The organism is Pseudomonas sp. GL_090 (genome assembly GCF_057837765.1).
This window is the reverse complement of record NZ_CM174452.1, coordinates 3265611-3283897: the sequence shown is the minus strand read 5'-3', so window position 1 is coordinate 3283897 and position 18287 is coordinate 3265611. Positions and strand designations below refer to the sequence as shown.

The 18287-nt window shown below is 52.5% G+C and carries 21 protein-coding genes and 2 pseudogenes; 12 read left to right on the top strand and 11 right to left on the bottom strand.

Annotated elements, in window-relative coordinates; all coding sequences use genetic code 11:
• Window positions 1-34: 34 nt before the first annotated feature.
• Both AC3ITA_RS14695 and AC3ITA_RS14690 read left to right on the top strand, forming a co-directional pair.
• Window positions 35-562 carry a hypothetical protein gene (locus tag AC3ITA_RS14695; protein ID WP_489277581.1) on the top strand — a complete coding sequence of 176 codons (528 nt, stop codon included), beginning with the start codon at window positions 35-37 and terminating at the stop codon, window positions 560-562.
• A gap of 342 nt (window positions 563-904) precedes the next feature.
• Window positions 905-1093, top strand: a complete 189-nt coding sequence (locus AC3ITA_RS14690) for a hypothetical protein (protein ID WP_489277579.1) — start codon at window positions 905-907, stop codon at window positions 1091-1093.
• An 85-nt stretch (window positions 1094-1178) separates the two neighbouring features.
• On the opposite strand, the gene AC3ITA_RS14685 is transcribed toward AC3ITA_RS14690, so the two are convergent.
• The 5 genes from AC3ITA_RS14685 to AC3ITA_RS14665 are packed head-to-tail and all read right to left on the bottom strand — an operon-like array spanning window position 1179 to window position 7758.
• Entirely contained in the window at window positions 1179-2342 is a 1164-nt protein-coding gene (locus tag AC3ITA_RS14685) for a Wadjet anti-phage system protein JetD domain-containing protein (protein WP_489277577.1), read from the bottom strand.
• Window positions 2329-2826, bottom strand: a complete 498-nt coding sequence (locus AC3ITA_RS14680; RefSeq protein WP_489280788.1) for an SbcC/MukB-like Walker B domain-containing protein — start codon at window positions 2824-2826, stop codon at window positions 2329-2331. Before AC3ITA_RS14680 ends, AC3ITA_RS14685 begins: the two co-directional genes overlap by 14 nt.
• A gap of 9 nt (window positions 2827-2835) precedes the next feature.
• Window positions 2836-5760 (bottom strand): ATP-binding protein, encoded by a 2925-nt coding sequence (locus tag AC3ITA_RS14675; RefSeq protein WP_489277575.1) that lies wholly within the window; start codon window positions 5758-5760, stop codon window positions 2836-2838.
• On the bottom strand, window positions 5738-6343 hold the full coding sequence (locus tag AC3ITA_RS14670; RefSeq protein WP_489277573.1) for a DUF4194 domain-containing protein: 606 nt from the start codon (window positions 6341-6343) through the stop codon (window positions 5738-5740). Before AC3ITA_RS14670 ends, AC3ITA_RS14675 begins: the two co-directional genes overlap by 23 nt.
• Window positions 6343-7758, bottom strand: coding sequence for a Wadjet anti-phage system protein JetA family protein (locus AC3ITA_RS14665; protein ID WP_489277570.1), 1416 nt, complete (start codon window positions 7756-7758; stop codon window positions 6343-6345). The genes AC3ITA_RS14670 and AC3ITA_RS14665 overlap by 1 nt, the downstream gene beginning before the upstream one ends.
• Window positions 7759-7852: 94 nt before the next feature.
• Here AC3ITA_RS14665 and AC3ITA_RS14660 point away from each other — a divergent pair, with 94 nt between their 5' ends.
• From AC3ITA_RS14660 to AC3ITA_RS14650, 3 genes are all read left to right on the top strand, one after another.
• Entirely contained in the window at window positions 7853-8689 is an 837-nt protein-coding gene (locus AC3ITA_RS14660) for a WYL domain-containing protein (RefSeq protein WP_489277568.1), read from the top strand.
• A gap of 211 nt (window positions 8690-8900) precedes the next feature.
• Window positions 8901-10679 carry an AAA family ATPase gene (locus AC3ITA_RS14655; protein ID WP_489277566.1) on the top strand — a complete coding sequence of 593 codons (1779 nt, stop codon included), beginning with the start codon at window positions 8901-8903 and terminating at the stop codon, window positions 10677-10679.
• Window positions 10673-11518 (top strand): hypothetical protein, encoded by an 846-nt coding sequence (locus tag AC3ITA_RS14650; protein WP_489277564.1) that lies wholly within the window; start codon window positions 10673-10675, stop codon window positions 11516-11518. The genes AC3ITA_RS14655 and AC3ITA_RS14650 overlap by 7 nt, the downstream gene beginning before the upstream one ends.
• A 62-nt stretch (window positions 11519-11580) precedes the next feature.
• Here AC3ITA_RS14650 and AC3ITA_RS14645 read toward each other — a convergent pair whose 3' ends face one another.
• The 3 genes from AC3ITA_RS14645 to AC3ITA_RS14635 all read right to left on the bottom strand — a co-directional run bounded on the left by AC3ITA_RS14645 (window position 11581) and on the right by AC3ITA_RS14635 (window position 12840).
• Window positions 11581-11844, bottom strand: a complete 264-nt coding sequence (locus AC3ITA_RS14645; RefSeq protein ID WP_489277562.1) for a hypothetical protein — start codon at window positions 11842-11844, stop codon at window positions 11581-11583.
• 156 nt (window positions 11845-12000) lie between these two features.
• Window positions 12001-12504 carry a hypothetical protein gene (locus AC3ITA_RS14640; RefSeq protein ID WP_489277561.1) on the bottom strand — a complete coding sequence of 168 codons (504 nt, stop codon included), beginning with the start codon at window positions 12502-12504 and terminating at the stop codon, window positions 12001-12003.
• A 57-nt stretch (window positions 12505-12561) separates the two neighbouring features.
• Window positions 12562-12840 carry a hypothetical protein gene (locus AC3ITA_RS14635; RefSeq protein WP_489277559.1) on the bottom strand — a complete coding sequence of 93 codons (279 nt, stop codon included), beginning with the start codon at window positions 12838-12840 and terminating at the stop codon, window positions 12562-12564.
• Window positions 12841-13094: 254 nt separating this feature from the next.
• On the opposite strand from AC3ITA_RS14635, the pseudogene AC3ITA_RS14630 reads away from it, so the two are divergent.
• The 3 genes and pseudogenes from AC3ITA_RS14630 to AC3ITA_RS14620 form a co-directional block, all read left to right on the top strand.
• Window positions 13095-13323, top strand: a pseudogene (locus tag AC3ITA_RS14630) (IS5/IS1182 family transposase); the annotation flags it as partial.
• A gap of 69 nt (window positions 13324-13392) precedes the next feature.
• Window positions 13393-13758, top strand: a complete 366-nt coding sequence (locus AC3ITA_RS14625) for a histone-like nucleoid-structuring protein, MvaT/MvaU family (protein WP_489277557.1) — start codon at window positions 13393-13395, stop codon at window positions 13756-13758.
• A 155-nt stretch (window positions 13759-13913) separates the two neighbouring features.
• Window positions 13914-14283: pseudogene (locus tag AC3ITA_RS14620) on the top strand (transposase); the annotation flags it as partial.
• A gap of 267 nt (window positions 14284-14550) precedes the next feature.
• Here AC3ITA_RS14620 and AC3ITA_RS14615 read toward each other — a convergent pair.
• A complete protein-coding gene (locus AC3ITA_RS14615) occupies window positions 14551-14880 on the bottom strand; it encodes a winged helix-turn-helix transcriptional regulator (protein ID WP_489277556.1) in 330 nt (109 codons plus the stop codon).
• A gap of 87 nt (window positions 14881-14967) precedes the next feature.
• Between AC3ITA_RS14615 and AC3ITA_RS14610 the strand changes: the two genes are divergently transcribed.
• The 3 genes from AC3ITA_RS14610 (at window position 14968) to AC3ITA_RS14600 (ending at window position 16671) form a co-directional block, all read left to right on the top strand.
• Complete coding sequence (locus AC3ITA_RS14610) at window positions 14968-15294, top strand: nuclear transport factor 2 family protein (protein ID WP_489277554.1); 327 nt, start codon at window positions 14968-14970, stop codon at window positions 15292-15294.
• Window positions 15294-16073, top strand: coding sequence for an SDR family oxidoreductase (locus AC3ITA_RS14605; protein ID WP_489277553.1), 780 nt, complete (start codon window positions 15294-15296; stop codon window positions 16071-16073). Before AC3ITA_RS14610 ends, AC3ITA_RS14605 begins: the two co-directional genes overlap by 1 nt.
• A gap of 265 nt (window positions 16074-16338) precedes the next feature.
• Window positions 16339-16671 (top strand): hypothetical protein, encoded by a 333-nt coding sequence (locus AC3ITA_RS14600; protein ID WP_489280787.1) that lies wholly within the window; start codon window positions 16339-16341, stop codon window positions 16669-16671.
• A 60-nt stretch (window positions 16672-16731) separates the two neighbouring features.
• On the opposite strand, the gene AC3ITA_RS14595 is transcribed toward AC3ITA_RS14600, so the two are convergent.
• Window positions 16732-16896, bottom strand: coding sequence for an antitoxin Xre/MbcA/ParS toxin-binding domain-containing protein (locus AC3ITA_RS14595; protein WP_489277551.1), 165 nt, complete (start codon window positions 16894-16896; stop codon window positions 16732-16734).
• A gap of 454 nt (window positions 16897-17350) precedes the next feature.
• Window positions 17351-17716 carry an XRE family transcriptional regulator gene (locus AC3ITA_RS14590; RefSeq protein WP_489277549.1) on the bottom strand — a complete coding sequence of 122 codons (366 nt, stop codon included), beginning with the start codon at window positions 17714-17716 and terminating at the stop codon, window positions 17351-17353.
• Window positions 17717-18044: 328 nt separating this feature from the next.
• Between AC3ITA_RS14590 and AC3ITA_RS14585 the strand changes: the two genes are divergently transcribed.
• Window positions 18045-18167 (top strand): hypothetical protein, encoded by a 123-nt coding sequence (locus AC3ITA_RS14585; protein WP_489277548.1) that lies wholly within the window; start codon window positions 18045-18047, stop codon window positions 18165-18167.
• Window positions 18168-18287 lie beyond the last annotated feature (120 nt).

Genomic DNA, 18287 nt, shown 5'->3' with positions numbered 1-18287 from the left:
ACAATCTATAGTGTTCATTTTCTTGGAGAGTCGTATGACCTCACTGCAAATTGGCTCCAGGCAGGTAGCTGCAACGAGCAATGCGGATAGCTCCTTAACCATGGTTTTGGTAGCTGTTGCTAATGTCATTCATCCGGAGCGAGGGGTCGAAATAGTCAAACGCCTGTCGGGTCAAAATCTGGTCGAGCTCTTTCTAGAACTGGATCATCCAGATTCTGAAAAAGGCGTCGTTGGTATCGTGCTAGCGGTTCCCCCGCTGCTAAATGGTTCACCCCAGTGGGTTGCGGAGACTGTGGTCGATTTCGCTCAAGTAAAACTTCGAACTTCCGACGATCCTTGCGAGGATACCTTTGTGTATCGCCTCGCCTCCAAGGACGTTTTCGGAGACAACGAGAAGGTAGATCCAGTGGACATCCTAGAGTGGCGTTCACTTTATGAAGTGTGTACACCTGATGGCCCGGAGGGTGCAGAGCTGCTTGCCCACCAGACTTGGCTGTCCGTTGTCATCTGCCGGTTGGTGAATGCTGTTAATACTCCAGAGGACCCAGGCGTTTTTGAGTAATCTACACCGTGGTCTTCTTGGCGCGTCCTGGCATTTGCTCCGTCCACAGTGCTGTGTTGGTCGTACCAAATATCTATACGGGTCCTAAAATGAAAGGAAAACGTAAGATCAAAAACGCCAAATGGCTTTTATTGATTCAATTTCAAGTCGAAGCCCGTCGTACATGCGCAAAGCGATCGAAAAAAGGCTCCAATAGATTCTTGGACTCTGTCTCGCCGTTTGTAATGGAAAGCGAACCTTGTGGAAGACTTGCCGGATGGGCATGCCGAACGGCACCTTAGGCAATTTAGGCAATTTAGGCAACCATTAATCATTAACACCGCTCCCAGGTCCCCGCGTCCCATGCTCAATTCGAACCTTGCAGATCTCCTCGCTCATACCGTAGATGCAGTGACGCATGCCGGTGAATTACTGGTTGCCGAATGGGAGAGGGTAGGAGGGCTGTGTGGTGAAGGCGACAAAACAGAAGTGGATATGGAAATCGAAGCTATTCTGCGCATCCGAAGGGTAGGCTGCGGGATCTTGCGTTAGGGGAAACAGTCCGCTGGCTGTACCCAGTAAAACGTTTGAGTCCTGTGGGCAGGCTTTTGCCACAGATCTGCTGTCCTCGCTTCCGCTACGGCAATGTTATTGGCAAGCCTTCCTGCTCAAGGATGATCGCGCTCAATTTCAATGCCAGATCTGACCAGCCTGCCCGGCCAGCGCTTCTAATCATCGAACGATGTTGTCCTGCGTTGGCCTCCGTACCTTTGTCAGTCCACTGCACGGCATCCATGCACCAGGGGTCGAGGCGTCGGTCGACACCGCCAGCAAAGTGGGCGATGCGCGCAGCAACTCGAAAGCCTCCTTCGTCATGGTCCCCCCAGTGAAGAATCCGGGTGCTCTCCGGTAGCGATACAAGAATGTTGCTATAGGCCTTGCCCCAACTTGGGGAGGGCATGCCGGCGGTGTAGACCACAAGTCCCTGTCGTGTCGGCGCAAGTGCTTTGGCTGCCTGATGAAAGGTGGTGAGGTTTTCGATGGTAAGCAGCCATTCGGGGGTACCGGAATAGCCGTCAATGACCGAGTTTGCCACGCCGATAAAAGGGCGCACTATTGGGCAGTCAACGCCATCGGACAATTTGAGGACGCCTGCGCCGGAAATCAGAAACGGTTGTGGGTCTTTGGTGAGGTCTATTGCGCCGAACACCTCACTCCAATGCCGAGCCGGCGAGTTCAGCGCCTCACCAGTCAGCACATCCAAGTGTTTGAGAAGGCCCTCGATGCGCTTTGAATTACGAAACAGATGAACGCTCAATTGACGAACGACTTGGTCATCAAGAGATGTCGCCATAGCATCCAACACGCGCAGTGCGTCGACAAAGTCATGAACAGATTCAGGGCCAAGCGAGCGTACCTGTTTGAGATTCGCCCAACGTCCCAAAAGTTCTTCAACCCGAATATTCGAGTGCCATGCTTTCAGCTGATCGCGTGCCTGCGCGACAGACGCGCCATTGGTTGATCGCCCTAGATGAGCTGCCAGCAAATCCACATCAACCAGTACGACCGCATCCAAAGGTCGATCGTCACCTCCTTGCCCCGACCATTCCAGCCTCACCGCCCCCGCTGCTGCTGCCTTGCGCATGCGGAGGTGCATAGCGTCTCTTGCTTCAAGATTTTGCTTCCAATAAGGCGACGTATGCGAAGCAAACGACTCCCGAATGATACGACTATTGCCACTGAGTCGTGCGCGTTCACCGCGTTCCAAAAGACGTGAGAGCGCATGTTCAGTGAGGTTCATTTTCAGCTTCCGTCATCCGGTCTATTTCCTGCTGCAGCAGATCGGGGTGCGCATAGAAGTTATCGCTGCGAAGCAGTTCACGCGTCTTGTCCAACACCACGTTTTTCTTGAGCTGAATCTTTTTGCTCCCATAGCGCGACATGTCGTAGTAGATGTTCAGGAACGACGAGAGTTTACCTTGATCAGTTTCTGGTCCTGCCATGATCAGTTGCAGGCCGAGCGCGTTGAGGTACTGAACTGCGGCGCGAATGTTCTGCGGGTCCATTTTGTCGAAGGCTTCATCTAGCAGCATGATGCCGCCACCGGATGTACTACCTTTTGATTTTCCGTATGCGGCAGCCAAGGCCGCTCCAAAAATCAGATAAAGCGGAGTGCGATGTTCACCACCTGACGCGGTACCAAAGCGCTTGCTCAGCATCCCCACCGAGACATTGTGCTGAAACACTTCAACGTCATAGCTGAAGAACCTACGGTGATCGTTCAGGGGGCTTGTCTAGTCCAGCAGGGTGGAACTGATGTCCCCATCTACAAGCGTTCGAAACGCTTCAGGTGTTTCGCCGGCGCCCCCGAACAGATCGTCCTCTGAACTGCCATGGGCACGGATGCGATTGAGAAAGTCGTACAGGCTACGGTGCTCGTCGATCACCTTGTACTGGAATTCGTAGCGTTCGTTGTTAGTGAATGGCGGTGCGGCCTTCAATACCGCGGTGAGGGTTTTGATCTGTTCCTCGAGCTGGTCGAAGCCTGAGAGCATCGCCTGCGCAACGTCGGTCCGGAAAACCTTCACAGCAGCTTCATACGCCTCTTTAGCCTTTTGCTCCTGCTCGACCAACTCGAGATCTTCCAGGCGTTGGCGTTCTTTGAAGATGAATTCAAATGCGCCGATCCAGTTTTCGTTGGTGATGTCGTGGTTCTGCAGGCTGTAAGTGGCGGCATATCCGGAAAACGACACCCATGCATCGCGATGCGCCCTGGCAGCCGCATCACCAGCCCGCCTTAAAGATTCGCCCAGGTCATCAAGTTTGTTCTGCCAATTCTCCCCATGCTTTACATCCAACTTGCTTCGCAGTCGCTCGACCTCATTCGCTCCATAGAAAATATTTTGTCGGGACTGACGTTCGGCCAATGACCTGTGCTCCAGCAATTCCTTGAGTGAGTGTATGCGGGTTCGCCTGTTACTTAGCTGCTCGGTCAACTTGGCGAGTTCAGCGGTCCACGCATTCACAGCGTTCTCAGCATTCACCTGACGGTTATCTGCGGCGGCCTTTTTCTCTGTCAAGGCAGCCAACGAATCGGTCAGGGAGCTCTCGAAAGCGGTTTGTTGAACCCTCGTCTGGTTGGTTGTTTTGGCGAGTTCGTTGAGCTGGTGTTCAATAACGTGTTGTAAGGTCGTCGCATCGGAAAAGTGGGAGATTTTTTTTCGGCAAGTGTCCAGTCGACTGACAGCCTCATTGGCCATTTGCAATTCCTCGGTTGTGCTTCGCACGTATTCCGCTGAGCGCTGACGCGCGGCATGAGCATCGTTTCGACCAATGCGTATCTGACGAATCCCTGGTAGCCGTCGGCGCTCGATGCCGCCGCCGGAACTGGCCATACCCTCTTTGGAAATCACTTTGTCGCCGACACGTAGTTGTTCATTGGTTTCTACCAATGCGGTCCGGCCGAGTTCACCCTGCAGGTACCGGACAGCCGAGACGGTTTCACCTTGAATAAGTTGTGCTGCATAGCGTTCGGAGCCGGATGCAGTCCACTGCCGCACTCGAGAGGGTAGGGCGAGTTTTACCCCATAAATGCCGCTCGCGGCATCACTGCGATAAACCTGTATCGCCGCCAGCTCCTTGTCGGCAGGCACCAACAGCGCTTCCACATGGCGCCCCAGCCATGACTCAATTGCCGGTTGCCACTCCGGATCGGAGATCGTAACAAGGTCGCACACAGGCGTGACATCGATGCCCGCGTTTTTCAGCACTCCAATCAGTCGGATGGTGTTGTCGTTGAGCTCGGCAAGCCCCTGATCAGCGCGTATAGAAGAGGTCAATGCGTCTTGGTGTCTGGCGATCGCTTGACGTTGTTCCTGCTCGGCTTTTGTCAGTTCATGATGGACCACGTCATGGACATCGCTCAGTGCTTTTAATGCTGTCTGAACCAAGATGACGGGAGGCGACTGACTCTGTTCTTGCATCTGCAAAAGCGTCGTCACCTGATGCCTGGCGTGCCCGAGTAATTCGGCATGCACTTCGCCTTGAAGTTGAGGTGCACAGGAGGCGAGCGCCGCGAGCATTGTGGCGAATTGCCGGTGAAGTTCCTGATGTTTTCCTTGTTGCGAGTCTTCCAGTTGCTTCAGGTTCTGGGCGAGCGCTAACTGATTTACATATTCGGGATTGCCATGCAGCTCCGCGATAGCCTGGTCACGCTCGGCCTTGGCATTAAGCAATTCGGTATCCGAGCGGCCCTTTTCCAGCGAGCCCAGTTCGATATTTTCGGCTATCTGTTCTATTTCCGCTTCCGCTGCATCTAGAACTGCTCCCTGCTGTTCGATCTCATAAGTGTGCTTGAGCACTATCAGGTTGGCTTCGGTAGTCCGCTCGTGTTTGACCGAGGCATATCTGTCGATCGCTTCGCTCGCATGTCTGATGCGTTCTTTGAGCGTGCTGATCAAGTCGCGCAGCTTGCGCACATCATCCAGCCGATCTCGGAAAATTTTGACATGGGAAGGCATCGGTTCGATCAAGTGTTGACGCAGGGTATCGCTCAGATCGTCTATTACCTCGCCGAGTTTCAGCGAGCGAGCAAATGCGGCACGAAGGGATCTTGAATTAGGTTTGTCCCCCGGTCCTGCAAGGTGGTCGATTAGCAGTTGACGAATAAATGCCTCTTTATCCCGTGTGATGACAGGAATGCCATGCCCCTCCAGCCGACAAAGGTCGGCTGCGACGTGTCGGAACTCTCGCCAAGGCATAACCGTTTCCCGCTGACCTTCGGTCTGCAGGTGGTGTTTGGGTGTTAATGCTACCCCCGGCAGGATGTAAAGGCCCTGCACTTCAGCATGAGTGTCTTCCACTCGGGCGCTGAGCGAGACGCCGGCAGTGAAAGGAATACCGGTTTCTGTATCCCTGAAGACCAGATCAATGTATGTATTTGCTGTGTGTCTGGCGTACTCGGCCATACCCGGGACTGACGCACCGAGGCAGTAGTCCCGCAAAGTCCGCGAGCGTTTTTTGCTTTCACCCGCGGCATTGAAATGCGTACGGTTGCTGTCCGCTGCCAGCATCACAACTTGTATGGCATCGAGAATCGCCGACTTGCCCGTTCCGTTGGGGCCGAGTAAAGCAGTGTTGAGGCCAATCTCTAGATCCTCACTGCCGTACAGGAAGAATTGGACCAGAACGATGTGCTCAAGCAGTTTCATCATCGGCATCCGCGTCAGAATCGTTGAATGCGTAGGCTGCAAGCTGGTGCAGAGCGGCCTCGCCCAAGATATCGGTAATTCCCGGGCGAATGACAATCTTGAATGGCTGAGCGTCACCCGAATCTTGCAGGCGCACCATCCCGTAGCGTTTTAACGCAACGACGAGTTCTTTGAGGTCTGCGCGGTCAGGTAGATCGCGACCGAGCCATTCCCTGTAGGCGCGTTCGAGTTCTTCTAGGGAGATGTAGGCTTCGCCTTCGGTGACTTCGGCAGTGTGCATCCGGTCATCGTAAAATCGGCGCAGAACCAACGCCATGCGGGTTTCGTTGAGCCGCATTTTCTCTGCGACGTGATGGTTTGGTATGGCCACCAGGTAAGAATGATGGGGATTGTGGATTAGAGTCATCCCAAGTCTAGACAGAACGTCCTTGAAGGCGGCGAGGTACTTCACGATCAAATGATACGAAAGTCGGCTTCCGTGATCTCCCGCGTAAATGGCCTGGGAGACCATGAGACGGTAGGCCGCTTTTTCAAAGTCCTCGGCCACGTAATTTTCTGTCGAATCTTCTGCCAATCGTTCCCAACTGACCATTAGGCACTCCTTGCGCGAATCACGAATTGTTGATGTTCCATGTATTCATTACGAGTGACAGCATCTGGCACATAACTTACGTGCATGCCTTGGACCATCTGCAGATGGGGATCGTCAGTTCGCTTATCGGCTGGGCAGCTATCGCGGGAAGCGATCAGGAGCAATTTCTGGTAGCAGCACAGGTCGAGGATTGACCCGATCTCCAGGTCATCCGAAAGGACGACAAGCTTGTTCCGCAGATGGCGAGCTACATAATGCGCAAGCTTGACTGGGGTGACAGTGCGATCGGCATTCATTTTTTGCCTGAGCGCTTCCATCGCAAGTTCCTGGATGGTCGGCTGCTCCTGTTCCACTAGGGTTGAGCGCTGTTCACGGGACGCAGCCCGAGGTTTCGCAAGACCGACTCCAGAGGCATGATAAAAACCGGTAATGTTGGGTAGAGCGACGTGTCCTTCCGGTAGGTCTCGTGCTGCGCGGATCGCCTGATGGATCAACTGATCAAAGTTGCCCGGCGAACGCAGTTTGTACTCGTACAGCGCCAGTGCTGTCTGGTAGGCAGTGCGGATTTCTTCGTCGAGCCGATGTAGATGCTCTTCGACCTCACGTAGGCGAAGGAGCTGGCGGGTGTCGCGTTCATACAATGATTCGGCCCTGAGAAAATCATTGGCGGTCAGCTTTTGTGCGTACCAACCAATCAGAGCATCTCGGGACTCTAGGTCATGCTGCAACTGCAGTGTGAGCTTGATAACCTCCGACCGGTGCTGCAGAGGATGATTGTTGGTGCGCATGTCGCTGTAGTCAGCGATGAACACCTTATCGACATAATGCTCAAAAAAACCCTGCGTAAATTCTCGCGCTGCGGTTTTCGTGACCAGTTCATCCATCACATCTTGGATACGGCAACCGGTATTCGCGATATGGGCCAGGCACTGTTTTGCATGCTTTGCGGCCACGGTGTAAAGCTGAGGGGATGCCCCTTTGGCGACCTCACGCAGGCTGACGCAAATGGAGTGTACTTCGCCGCTAATGAACTCAGGCTGATGATAGGCAAAGTCCGAAAGTACGGTGAAGAAGCGGGCAATGATCGGCCGCACCGTCACATGCTCAATTACTCCTCGGCGTCGCTCACTAAGCCATCCGCTTCCGGAAAAGGTGGTGTAGGCATTATGTGCCCGGGTGTTCAGATTACTGGCGCGCTCATCTCCCCACGGGTCGTCTGCTACCAGCAAGGATTCGATGGCACGGATCACCACAGGTTTGGGAGCGTCCTCTCCCGGTGAACGCCCACCTTCCCCCCATATCTCGGCCATCAGCCTACTGAGCAGGTCCCAGTACCGTCGATTATTATTCGCGGCCAGAGGACTGAAAAGATTTTCTGGAATGCGGTCAAATAGTGGAGGGACGCTGTTTTCCATGCCTGACACTCGAGACTGCTAGGTTGGATTCGTAGCATAGGTCTATTAATACCCCTATGCTATGGTAATTCGCATCTTTTTAGGTTTACTGCTCATGCCCCGCCGTACCTCTGCTCCGAAGGAGCGGTTTGAAGCCATAGAAATTCTGCTGCTATGGGAAGGGCGTGTTTCTCGCTCGCGTCTGCTGGATTTGTTCGACGTCCATGAAACGCTGGCCAGCAGGGACATCCGCAGCTATCGCCTGCAGTACCCCGAAGCCTGTGATCCCGAAACTGCCAGCAAGAGTTACCTCGCGTCGTGGGGGCTTCGACCAGAGCTCACCCGCGGTGTTTTCGAGGACTACCAACGTCTTATTGGCGCCTCACGGGGACTGAGCGCGACAGCGGCATCCGTCCCTTTCGAGCACTCCCAGATTGACGCGACAGCGATCCGGTACCAACTGTTCTCGCAGATCCATCGGGCCATTTCGCTTGGACGATGTCTTGGGGTACGGTATCGCTCGATGACCCATCCAGAGGGTCATGAAAGGGTGATCAGACCCCATGCGTTGATCCAGGCAGGCCCGCGGTGGCATGTACGGGCTTACTGTGCGAAGGCGCAAGCGTTCAGGGATTTCAACCTGGGGCGCATTTCGGCGGCGAGTGCTTCGGAGCGAGCAGATTTGCTGAGCGGCGACCATGATGTTGCCTGGCATAAAATGGTCTCTGTCCGTCTGATTCCACACCGTGGGCTTTCTGCTGCTCAAGCCATGATGGTCAGAGAGGAATACATGGGTGGAACCGCAGCGAGAGTCTTCACGGTTCGAGCATCCATGGCCAAATACTTGATTCAATCGTTTCGCGCCGCCGTGGAGCCGGAGCGGGAATTGGCTCCTGAACACCTGCTCATGGTGGCCAACCCAGAGGATCTGCCTGAAGGCACTGTCTGGTAGCCCAGCCGTGCTGCCCAGGGAACAACTGATTCTTTCGTTCGTCACAACGCTGAGGCAAGAAAAGGGGAGGGGCCGAAGGTCGTACTCTTTGCCTTGGGAGGCACTGGGACATTACAGAGTTTTGCATTAGTCGCGTAGTCCTTAGAATACGATCCACAATTAGCGCCGCAGCCTGACTGAGGCGCACGGAATTCAGGGAAGGAGCAGTCACGTGCGAGTGTTTTATGTTGGTCTGAATTCACGAAAGCGCCAGGCGTTATTGAACCAGGACGCGGATCTGTTGCTTCTCGGCTACGATCGCTGGGATGACTACGACTACAAGACATCCTTTCCCGTGCAGTGCCGCATCGCGGGCGAAGCCGTACTAACAGGCGATCTCAAGATCCTCTTTCGCGGGGTAAAAGTATCCTCCGTCTACTTGGATGAATTGGTGGATCAAGGATGGGATGGTGAGTTTCCAGTGCCTGGCGCCAGCTACGTCTCGGTACCAGCTGCCACGACTTTTTATGAGCAAATTGACGGTCATCTTAATCACGCTGGCACACTTCAAGTTGCACGCTTTCTCAATGATGCAAGCCTAAAGCGCTGGATTGACGAAGATCTCGAGAGCATTGATTTGATTGAGTCTGAAGGGTTTAGACACTCCTTACTGCGAGAACGCGGAGCCCAGGCGGCTTACCATAGTGTCTGGAAGTTGCTCACTGCTGGCAGCCTGAATGTGGGGGACCTACAGTTTCGTTTTGTCGACCCGCAGGGGGAATATCAGACATTGGATCTGGGCTTCGACGCTACCGATCGGCTCTTGCCACGTGACATCCATGTGCTCATTGGACCCAACGGAATTGGCAAATCTCAAACGCTGATGCAGATGGTAGAGCACTGGCTGGATTTAAGTACTGAAAACGATGTGGGTGTGGGATTCAGCCATCCGCCAAATATCAGCCAGCTGGTCGTCGTTTCATACAGTCCGTTTGAACGCTTTCCAATTGATGCTGAAAACAGCGTGAAGCAGTCGGGCGGGCGCCAGGATCTCGGGGTGTACCGTTATTTTGGGCTGCGTGGCTGGCAATCTGTCTTCGATAAGGCAGGGAATCGTCAGAAAAAGATTCGCCTGTCGCACAGCCGGCCGAAGATAAATGCGGCACGTTCCCTACTAGCTTGTCTGACAGATGATCAAACCTACGGAGCGATCAAAGACTGGTCGGCCAAGGTAACCACGATGCACCGGGTCCTCCGCACGGCCATTGACTTCGACTGTGCAGCGGTGGCCGTGGATCCCGCAACCGATTTGAGCACGTTGTTCCTGCGCGATTCGTTGTTCTTACTTGACAAAGAAATCCACGATAACGATGTGGTGGTGAGACTTCGTCCGGATGAAAAAGACTCGGATAGTCCCGAGCGCATCCTGATTCCGATCGCCAGCGATCGCATTGACGCGCTTAATTCAGAAGCGCTCGCTTCGGCACTCCTTGAGGGCAAAGGCGTTGTCTTTCTAAAAAATGGGGAAATCGTCGAGCTGAGCTCAGGGCAGCGGTTGTTCTCCTTTATCGTTATTAATGTGCTGGGTGCGATTCGCCGTAACAGCCTGATACTGATCGACGAGCCGGAATTGTTTCTGCACCCGACACTGGAGATCGCATTTATCTCAATGCTCAAAGATCTTCTGACCAGCTATAGATCCAAAGCCTTGTTGGCCACGCATTCGTTGGTGACGGTTAGAGAGTTGCCCCGAAGCTGTGTACATGTTTTTGAGATGGAAAATGACGAGCTTTTCATCAACCATCCACCCTTCGAAACTTTCGGGGGGGATATGCAGCGCATTTCTTCTTATGTGTTTGGCGATAAATCGGTGTCGAAACCGTTTGAAGCGTGGATCCGGCAACAACTCAAAAAGTTCGGTACAGCCGAAGCGCTCATCGAGGCTTTGGGCGACGATATCAACGAAGAGATGATCATTCAGATCAGCGCTATGGGGGCAGGGAAATGGTAACCCGCCTTCAGCGTCCTGCCGTCGATGACATCAACTTGGTGAATCTAGTCGTCGATCAGCGGCAGCGGGGACTCAATCGAGGGTATTTCGAGCGGATCCGAGCACCTTGGAAGCAGCGGGTTCAACACTACATTGATGCCCGTGGAAATCCTGAAGTTGTAACGCCTTGGGCTCGGGCAGTTCAATTCAAGACTCGCTTCTTATCGCTGTACAGCAGTCCGCAAGCCAACTCAGCGCAGAAGCCTGTGCTCGAAAAACTGCGAGAACGCACGCTACAAATGTGCCCAGCCTGTGGTGAGGACGGTACACCCAATACTCTGGATCATTACTTGCCCAAAACCGAGTTTCCAGATTTTGCAGTGACGGCAGTCAATCTTTTCCCGATGTGCGATACCTGCCAAGGCTGGAAGCTCGAGAAGGTACTCAGCCAGGATGGTGAGCGCCTGTTTCTTCATCCCTATTTCGACGAGTTTCTTGACCAGCAAGTATTGCAGCTGACCATTGGCGAGCCGTACCACGCTCCTGCCTCAATGGAATTGAAGCCAAGCGAAACCTTGAGCCCGGCGCTGCAGGCTTTGATTACACGGCATATCGAGAACCTTGGCATCAGCACGCGCTACTATCATTTCTTCCGTGAGCAATACACCCATCTTCTTGGATCTGCCGCTGACATTCGTGAGGAGGAACTCAACATGCGGCAGCAACTGACTTTGTTTCGGAATAAATCACGTAGAAAATCGATCAACTCCTGGGGGAACATTTTTTACGAAAGCGTCCTTGCCAATGACTCTCTTCTTTTATACTTAGAAATCGCCGCGCTTCCTGGGCTTGAGCCTTAAGTGCAAGCACTCAAGAAAGAGTAGGGCAGCGACTGGTGAGCTCCGTTTCGAACTGGTTAGTTTCAATGCATTGTCCGGTTGCTCGCCGGATCGAGCACGGAGGCTGCATAAATCTGAATATTTTTGTTTACCTGCATATTCGGAAATATCGTCATGCGTCGTTTAGTGCTTGCAGCATGCGGCGACCTGAATGGATTAGAACAATTCCCATTGCCCTTGTGCATCATGAGTCTTGATGCCGTCGGAGTTGCTCCGTGTACAGCGGCAGATTGAGGATGTGCCCAACGCCCATGTCTTGAATATTCAAGCGTATCGGTATTTTCCATAAAAGCGCACCCTCAATTGTGGAACACAATGAACACAATGAACATGATGCAACGGTATACGGTAGGCGAAGTTAATTAAACAAATATTAGGTTGTTTAATTAGCGCTCTAAGCATCCTTGTCGCACGCTTGTATTTCCCTTTATGTGGTCGTTATTCTAATTGGAAATGCGTTTGCGGACAGAATTATAAATATTCGTTTGGAGACTCTGAAAAGGATTTTTTGTCTTCTCCCATTCCTCTTTAAGAAGATGCCTAGACTTCATGACCGCGATGTTGGCCAAATCACGCCAGCTGCTATATTGACGACTTGGTGCAAGCTTTGCTGGGTCAAGAAGATTTATCAGTGAAGCTAACAAATCATTAGCTTTTGAATCATCCGGTTTGAACCTTAACTCTATTCTTCGGAATACGTGGAAAGAATCATATTTTATGCGATTGAGCTCGACCGAAAGTTCAGCCTTTATATCTTGATCGGTTTCACTATTAGAGACTAAGTATAGATCAATCCATTCATGAGCCTTACTGATGAATTCGGAAATGTCTTCCCTTATACCATCAATCCATGCTTGCCTAAACTCCGATATTTTAAGCTGGCGAGCCATTAACGCCACAAGAATTGCAGCCACCACTGTTGCAGCTATTGTCCAAATTGAAGGCACTTTTTTACTCGCTTTTAGAGAAAATTATCAACGTAAGTCACAATCGTAGAATTCCGATCAGTGCAGGTTAGCTTTATTGTAAGCTCCGACAACTACCAGAATTTGACCCTCATGAAAATACTGTGCACGATGCGCATCTAATGGGACTCTGAGATTCGATGTAATTTCCATATAATCTCCCCCTAGGGGCTTGCCACCTTGGTCGAATCCAACCGACGATGGCTTTGTATGCCCTTCAATTGCCTTTAGTACAGTATCAACATCATCACCGTGGACTGTCCCCGATCGGAATCCATCTTTGAGAAAAATCTGAATATATTGGCTTGAATTGCTCATAAAACCACTCCCTGTAGAAAGGCTATTATCGGTTCGTAAAATTTTGACATACCACCATTTAACTCGTATAAACCCACGATATCAAGACGCTTTTATGACGTCCACCGCCAGAACTAGATGAGTACGAAAAAGTAATGTCGCTTTCTCCTCGCAGAAAAGCGTTGAGCCGATCGTGGCAAATTGTTTTGTGAGCGCATAGGTGCATGTGATGATGCGAAATTCTTCATTAAGCAAGTCTACACAGCGCTACCTAGTACCATTTGATCGTAGCGCATGAGATACGCAATGTCGGCTTCGGCCGCGATCAACTCAGTTTATGGCGACGCGGGCCCGTGAGGCGGTGGTATCGAAAACGTTGTCGGTAGTGGCTGAGCGAGGTTATTTTAGGAACGAAGTGGTCCTAGGTTGTCACGAGGCAGGCATCACCGCCTATGCCCCCAGCCGATGACATCTGTGCCGAACGCGGACGGGCATTTCGATAAAACGTGGCCTCGTGTATTTTTTGTCGCTATATATGATGTAATGTTAGCTAGCTAATAAACGGAGATTTTTATGTCTAAACTCGCAGAATTTCGACAGCTAGAAAAGCACCTTTCCGAGCAACTGCAAGCACTAGAAGCCTTGAAGGGTGACGCGGGTCTTAAGCAGGAAATCGAATTCGAAACCAAGCTGCGCGCTTTGCTTGCTAAGTATGGCTATAGCCTGAAAGACATTGTCAATTTGCTAGATCCTCAGGCCGGTCGTCGCGTTCCTGCAGTTGCATTCAAGTCCGGCGCACGCAAGCCGCGCCAAGTGAAAATCTATAAGAACCCTAAGACAGGTGAAGTCGTCGAAACCAAGGGTGGGAACCACAAGACACTCAAGCAGTGGAAAACTGATCATGGCTCAGACGTTGTAGAGTCCTGGCTGACAAATTGATCTTTGTTCGTATGTAAACAAAGGGCCCTTTCAGGGCCCTTTTTGTTGATTATTAGACGCTTGGCCTTTTTGTCGTCTCCGAATAACATCCCGGCCCGTCATCAGGTGAGGGCTTTTAGCGCATCAAAAGTAAAGACTCCTTGGCAGAGGCGCCGATCTGGCACTATTCCTACGTTGAAAAAGGCCTGAAGTTGCATCGTTACTGGAGTTCGAAATGCCAGGACTGCGCGTCGAAATTGCATGCACACCGAGCACGGAACGACGAGTTCGACGCTGGGAGCATGAAGACGTATTGGAGGATATGCAGCTTCAGCGGAGCAAAGCACCAGAGATGATGCTGGTTCGAAAACGGACGGTTGAGCATCCCTTCGGGACGCTCAAACAATGGATGGGTGCGACGCACTTCCTGACGCGAAACTGGTCGGGGTGAGTGCGGAGATGAGCTTGAATGTGCTCGCCTACAACTTGAAACGGGTAATGGAAATCGTCGGTACCCATCACTTGATGAAGGCGCTAACGGCCTAAAAAACGGCCTGTTTTTACGTGTCCCGATGATCTGGCGCGTTGCTGGGGCGGTTTAGCTCATCAGGAAGGGACATCGTGCCTTGATCATACTACGAAGCCAGACAGCCGCTCAGCCTTGAAGATCGAAACAGGATCTAACGCTTTTACACACTCTGGCCGATTGCTGCGTGTCACGACTGACCGAAATCCACAAACCAAAGCTTACATCAAGGACGCTATATGTCATCCGGTAAAGTTTGACGTCGGGTGAGACGCAAACCTGGTCATTCAAGTGGGTGACCCCGCCCACTTCAGCATCCCATCAAGCACTGGACAAAGTCTTTGCCCCCAATATGTCAGACGATAGTCCACCCGAGGCGGTTTCTCATCGTAGACCGTACGTATCACAAGTCCGTCCCGCTCCAGGGCACGCAGCTGTTGCGCCAGCATCTTCTGAGATATGCCGCTGACAACACGTTCAAGATCTGAGAAACGTTGAATTTTGCCATCGAACAGGTGAAACAAAATTACCAATTTCCATCTTCCACGAAGTAGTGTAAGTACGGCATTGACATCTTCCGCGGCGGAATCAGGAGTGTAGAGTTTGCTATGGCTCATTGTTATCACTTACTTTTTCGTGCGTTCTTGTCGAGTTCGGCTGTACCGCTGATCATGAGTGCCTGTTTATCCACCAGGAGAAAATCGATGAGTATCACTCAACACCCAGCCATTGAAGCATATTTCGCAAGCGAGGCCGACACAGATATCGTCGCCCTCGATACAGTATTCACGCATGACGCGACCGTTTTAGATGAGGGAAAAACTATCGTTGGTATCGATGCGATCACTTCGTGGAGACAGGCCGCGAAAGCGAAGTACCAATACACTGCCGAACCTCTGGACAGTCAAGAAAGTGAATGGCGGGCGGTGATCAAGGTGCGACTCTCCGGCAACTTTCCCGGTAGCCCTGCGGTAGTGACTTACACCTTCAGTGTGCACGATGGGAAGATAGATTCCCTGGAGATCCGTTAATGAACACTGGTAACGGTCTAGAAGGTTGCCGCGCTCTCGTGACCGGTGGCACGCAGGGAATAGGCAAAGCCGTCGTTCGAACGTTGCAAGGGCTGGGCGTAGATGTTCTTGCGACTTCCAGACATCGTCCTGACTGGCTTTCAGATGAGCATTTCTTTGCAGCAGATCTGACCACGCAGCACGGCTGCGAGGCAGTCGTGGGCGAGGTGCGACAACGATGGGGGAATATCGATGTTGTCGTACATGTTCTGGGAGGGTCCTCTGCCCCAGGTGGTGGATTCCAGGCCCTGACAGAGGAGCACTGGAGCGCAGCTTTCGACTTAAACTTCTATCCCTCGGTTCGAATCGATCGCAAGTTGGCGCCGCTGATGCTTGCGCGACGGTCTGGGGTAATCATCCATGTAATTTCGATCCAGAGCCAATTGCCGCTTTCCGAGGCCACTACAGCGTATGCGGCCGCGAAGGCGGCGCTTTCAAATTACAGCAAGGCTTTATCCAAAGAGCTTAGTCCGCAAGGGGTGAGGGTTTTGCGGGTATCTCCTGGGTGGGTAGAAACAGAGGCGGCAATCGGTCTGGTTAAGCGAATTGCGGATTCAGGTGACATTGGCGAAGAGGCTGCGAAGCAATCGGTCATGGACTCCCTGGGCGGGATTCCCCTCGGACGACCCAATCAACCACAGGAAGTCGCTGATCTCATAAGTTTTTTAGCGTCCTCTAAAGCGAGCGCTATAACCGGTGTCGAATACGTGATAGATGGCGGCACGATTCCTACAGTCTGAATATTGCAACTTAGAGCGGCTGTCCGCTCTTGTCCGTTTTCTTCCTCTTGCGATGGGAGTTTTGGGTCGACTACTGTCCATCAGTAACGTCAGCTTAGGTTCGACTTCAGCCGGCGGCATGGGCGAACAAGCGAACAAATTGGCCATTCCTATCGCCATCGGTTCAGGGCTGATTCAGGCGTTGCCCCATAAACTCTCAGCGATAGAGACCAATCATGCTGATAGAATCAGACCGTTTGCACATAACACCCTTCTGAGAAATTGCATGAACGAAGAACTAAGTGAAGAAGAGATGCGTCGAGCACTGTTCGGCGGTGCCGAGGCCCTTGCGCCGGCTAGTGCCTTACCTTTGCAAGACACCCTCTCGGATATCGCGATTATACAGCCGGCAACGGCAACGGAGAAAAAGAAGGTCGTGAAAGCGTTCACGCCCAGGTTGAGAGTCACGCTGCGGGTCGGCAATGAATTTGAGGGCAAAACGCACGAAATGCTCCATGAAGCGGATACGCTGAGTACTCTACTAGCAGAGCAAGAAGCGACCAAGGCGGCCAGGAAGAAATTCAGGTTTGTGGAAGTGGTTTCTGTAAAGTCGATGTAGCGTGACTTCACAACACTTCGTTATGGGTCGGCGCTCCCACCGACATCTTGATGCCTCCCCTTATAAGGCCAACCCCTCGGCGATCTGAATCAGAAGCTCCTTGACCATACGAGCGCCCTGGGTAGTGGACAGCAGAGCGATGGGGGGTTCCCGCGCAAAGCGCTGTTCAGGCTTGCTAAGCCAGTGCTGGGCTTTTTGGTCATTCCCAAACAGCGACTCGGCCATTGCTGTCACATGTGCAAGATGGAACAAGCAATCACTGTCCCTCAAGGTCTAGCGCTGACAGCGAGTCAATCGGGTGTTAAGGGTGCCAAGCAGAATAATCTGATGGAGGGCTGCCGCGTTGTAAACGCCAAACTCACGAAACAATTTGACTCGCTCGGCTGAGAGTCCCGCCGCAATAAGCTCGTGGGGCTCCTGCTCTGAAGCGTCGGCGGCGATGACGGAGCCGGTACTGACGGTAAGCGTGTCGGGGCGGTAATTCAGCCAACATAGCTCGCCTTTTGACTTGCCACGGTTCACTCAGCATCCAGTGACTTCACTCGAGAAGAGATGAGCTGGTCGCAAACCCTTGTCAAGGGAGTCCACTATAAAGGAAAAGTCGACTCGCCAGACTCCAGATGGGCTAACGACTTACCCACCTTCAACAAAACTCGAAGCTGGACTGCAGGCTATGTAATCACCAATCGTGATTTTTGTGCTTGCTGGAGTGAACAACCTCCGCCTTGGCTTCGTCGGAGGTAATACGAGAGCCGGAGGCGCGCCGTCGCTTTTTACCTTCCATGTGTATGACTTGTAGCGGACTGGGCCGCACCTCCTCCAACAACGAACTCAGGCGCTCCAGTTCGCCGAGGGCGCGTAAAACGGCGATCAGATTGATCAAGGTACCTTTACCCTGATTGAGCAACAGGTGCAGGGTTTGACGGCTGATCGCCGCGTTCTCCGACACCGCCTCGAGGCTGATGTTCCTCTTTAACCGCAGCGTTTGAAGGTGTGCCCCTACTGTGGCGGCGAGCACTTGATCCGATTGCACGCGAAGTCGCATAGTGTCTGCTTTCCTAGACATTAACTGGCATATTCGTACTGTACGTCATGAATTGTAGACAGTACAGGAGAGGTATACCGCCTACTCATCGCCACTGCTAAGTCCCCAGACCACGGCGACATGACTGACCTGCATTACGAGGCTCATCGGGTACGCTCAAGAGCGCTGGCTGTGAGGTACTGCAAATCGCCTCTCTTTGGCCTAGGCGTAGCACGCATTAGGCTTCAGCCCACAAACAGCGATGAGGTGTGAGAATGCAAAACTCTCACGCGTGAAAGGTTTTTTTTGGAAAATTTGACGTATCTGCAGTATGCGAGGAGGGGGCGGCATGACCGCGCAAGTTGATCGTTACCTGAAGGCGGCGCGGTGTGAAAGCACGCAGCGGCGTTATCAGCAAGCGCTCGAGCATTTTGAGGGGGCTTGGGAAGGCTTGTTGCCCGCCTCAGGCTAAAGTGTCGCGCGCTATCTGGCTGAATACGCAGAACAAGCTCCGATGTTGGTTTGACTATTGCCTAAGTAATCGAGCGGTTGCACTGACAAAGACCGGAGGTGCCTGAAAGCAGTGTCTGGG

Bases quoted from the DNA above. Each gene is read 5' to 3' on its own strand.
- AC3ITA_RS14695 (WP_489277581.1), top strand. From the start codon at position 35: ATGACCTCACTGCAAATTGGCTCCAGGCAGGTAGCTGCAACGAGCAAT.
- AC3ITA_RS14690 (WP_489277579.1), top strand. From the start codon at position 905: ATGCTCAATTCGAACCTTGCAGATCTCCTCGCTCATACCGTAGATGCA.
- AC3ITA_RS14685 (WP_489277577.1), bottom strand. From the start codon at position 2,342: ATGAACCTCACTGAACATGCGCTCTCACGTCTTTTGGAACGCGGTGAA.
- AC3ITA_RS14675 (WP_489277575.1), bottom strand. From the start codon at position 5,760: ATGCCGATGATGAAACTGCTTGAGCACATCGTTCTGGTCCAATTCTTC.
- AC3ITA_RS14670 (WP_489277573.1), bottom strand. From the start codon at position 6,343: ATGGTCAGTTGGGAACGATTGGCAGAAGATTCGACAGAAAATTACGTG.
- AC3ITA_RS14665 (WP_489277570.1), bottom strand. From the start codon at position 7,758: ATGGAAAACAGCGTCCCTCCACTATTTGACCGCATTCCAGAAAATCTT.
- AC3ITA_RS14660 (WP_489277568.1), top strand. From the start codon at position 7,853: ATGCCCCGCCGTACCTCTGCTCCGAAGGAGCGGTTTGAAGCCATAGAA.
- AC3ITA_RS14650 (WP_489277564.1), top strand. From the start codon at position 10,673: ATGGTAACCCGCCTTCAGCGTCCTGCCGTCGATGACATCAACTTGGTG.
- AC3ITA_RS14645 (WP_489277562.1), bottom strand. From the start codon at position 11,844: ATGGAAAATACCGATACGCTTGAATATTCAAGACATGGGCGTTGGGCA.
- AC3ITA_RS14635 (WP_489277559.1), bottom strand. From the start codon at position 12,840: ATGAGCAATTCAAGCCAATATATTCAGATTTTTCTCAAAGATGGATTC.
- AC3ITA_RS14625 (WP_489277557.1), top strand. From the start codon at position 13,393: ATGTCTAAACTCGCAGAATTTCGACAGCTAGAAAAGCACCTTTCCGAG.
- AC3ITA_RS14615 (WP_489277556.1), bottom strand. From the start codon at position 14,880: ATGAGCCATAGCAAACTCTACACTCCTGATTCCGCCGCGGAAGATGTC.
- AC3ITA_RS14610 (WP_489277554.1), top strand. From the start codon at position 14,968: ATGAGTATCACTCAACACCCAGCCATTGAAGCATATTTCGCAAGCGAG.
- AC3ITA_RS14605 (WP_489277553.1), top strand. From the start codon at position 15,294: ATGAACACTGGTAACGGTCTAGAAGGTTGCCGCGCTCTCGTGACCGGT.
- AC3ITA_RS14600 (WP_489280787.1), top strand. From the start codon at position 16,339: ATGAACGAAGAACTAAGTGAAGAAGAGATGCGTCGAGCACTGTTCGGC.
- AC3ITA_RS14595 (WP_489277551.1), bottom strand. From the start codon at position 16,896: ATGGCCGAGTCGCTGTTTGGGAATGACCAAAAAGCCCAGCACTGGCTT.
- AC3ITA_RS14590 (WP_489277549.1), bottom strand. From the start codon at position 17,716: ATGCGACTTCGCGTGCAATCGGATCAAGTGCTCGCCGCCACAGTAGGG.
- AC3ITA_RS14585 (WP_489277548.1), top strand. From the start codon at position 18,045: ATGACCGCGCAAGTTGATCGTTACCTGAAGGCGGCGCGGTGTGAAAGC.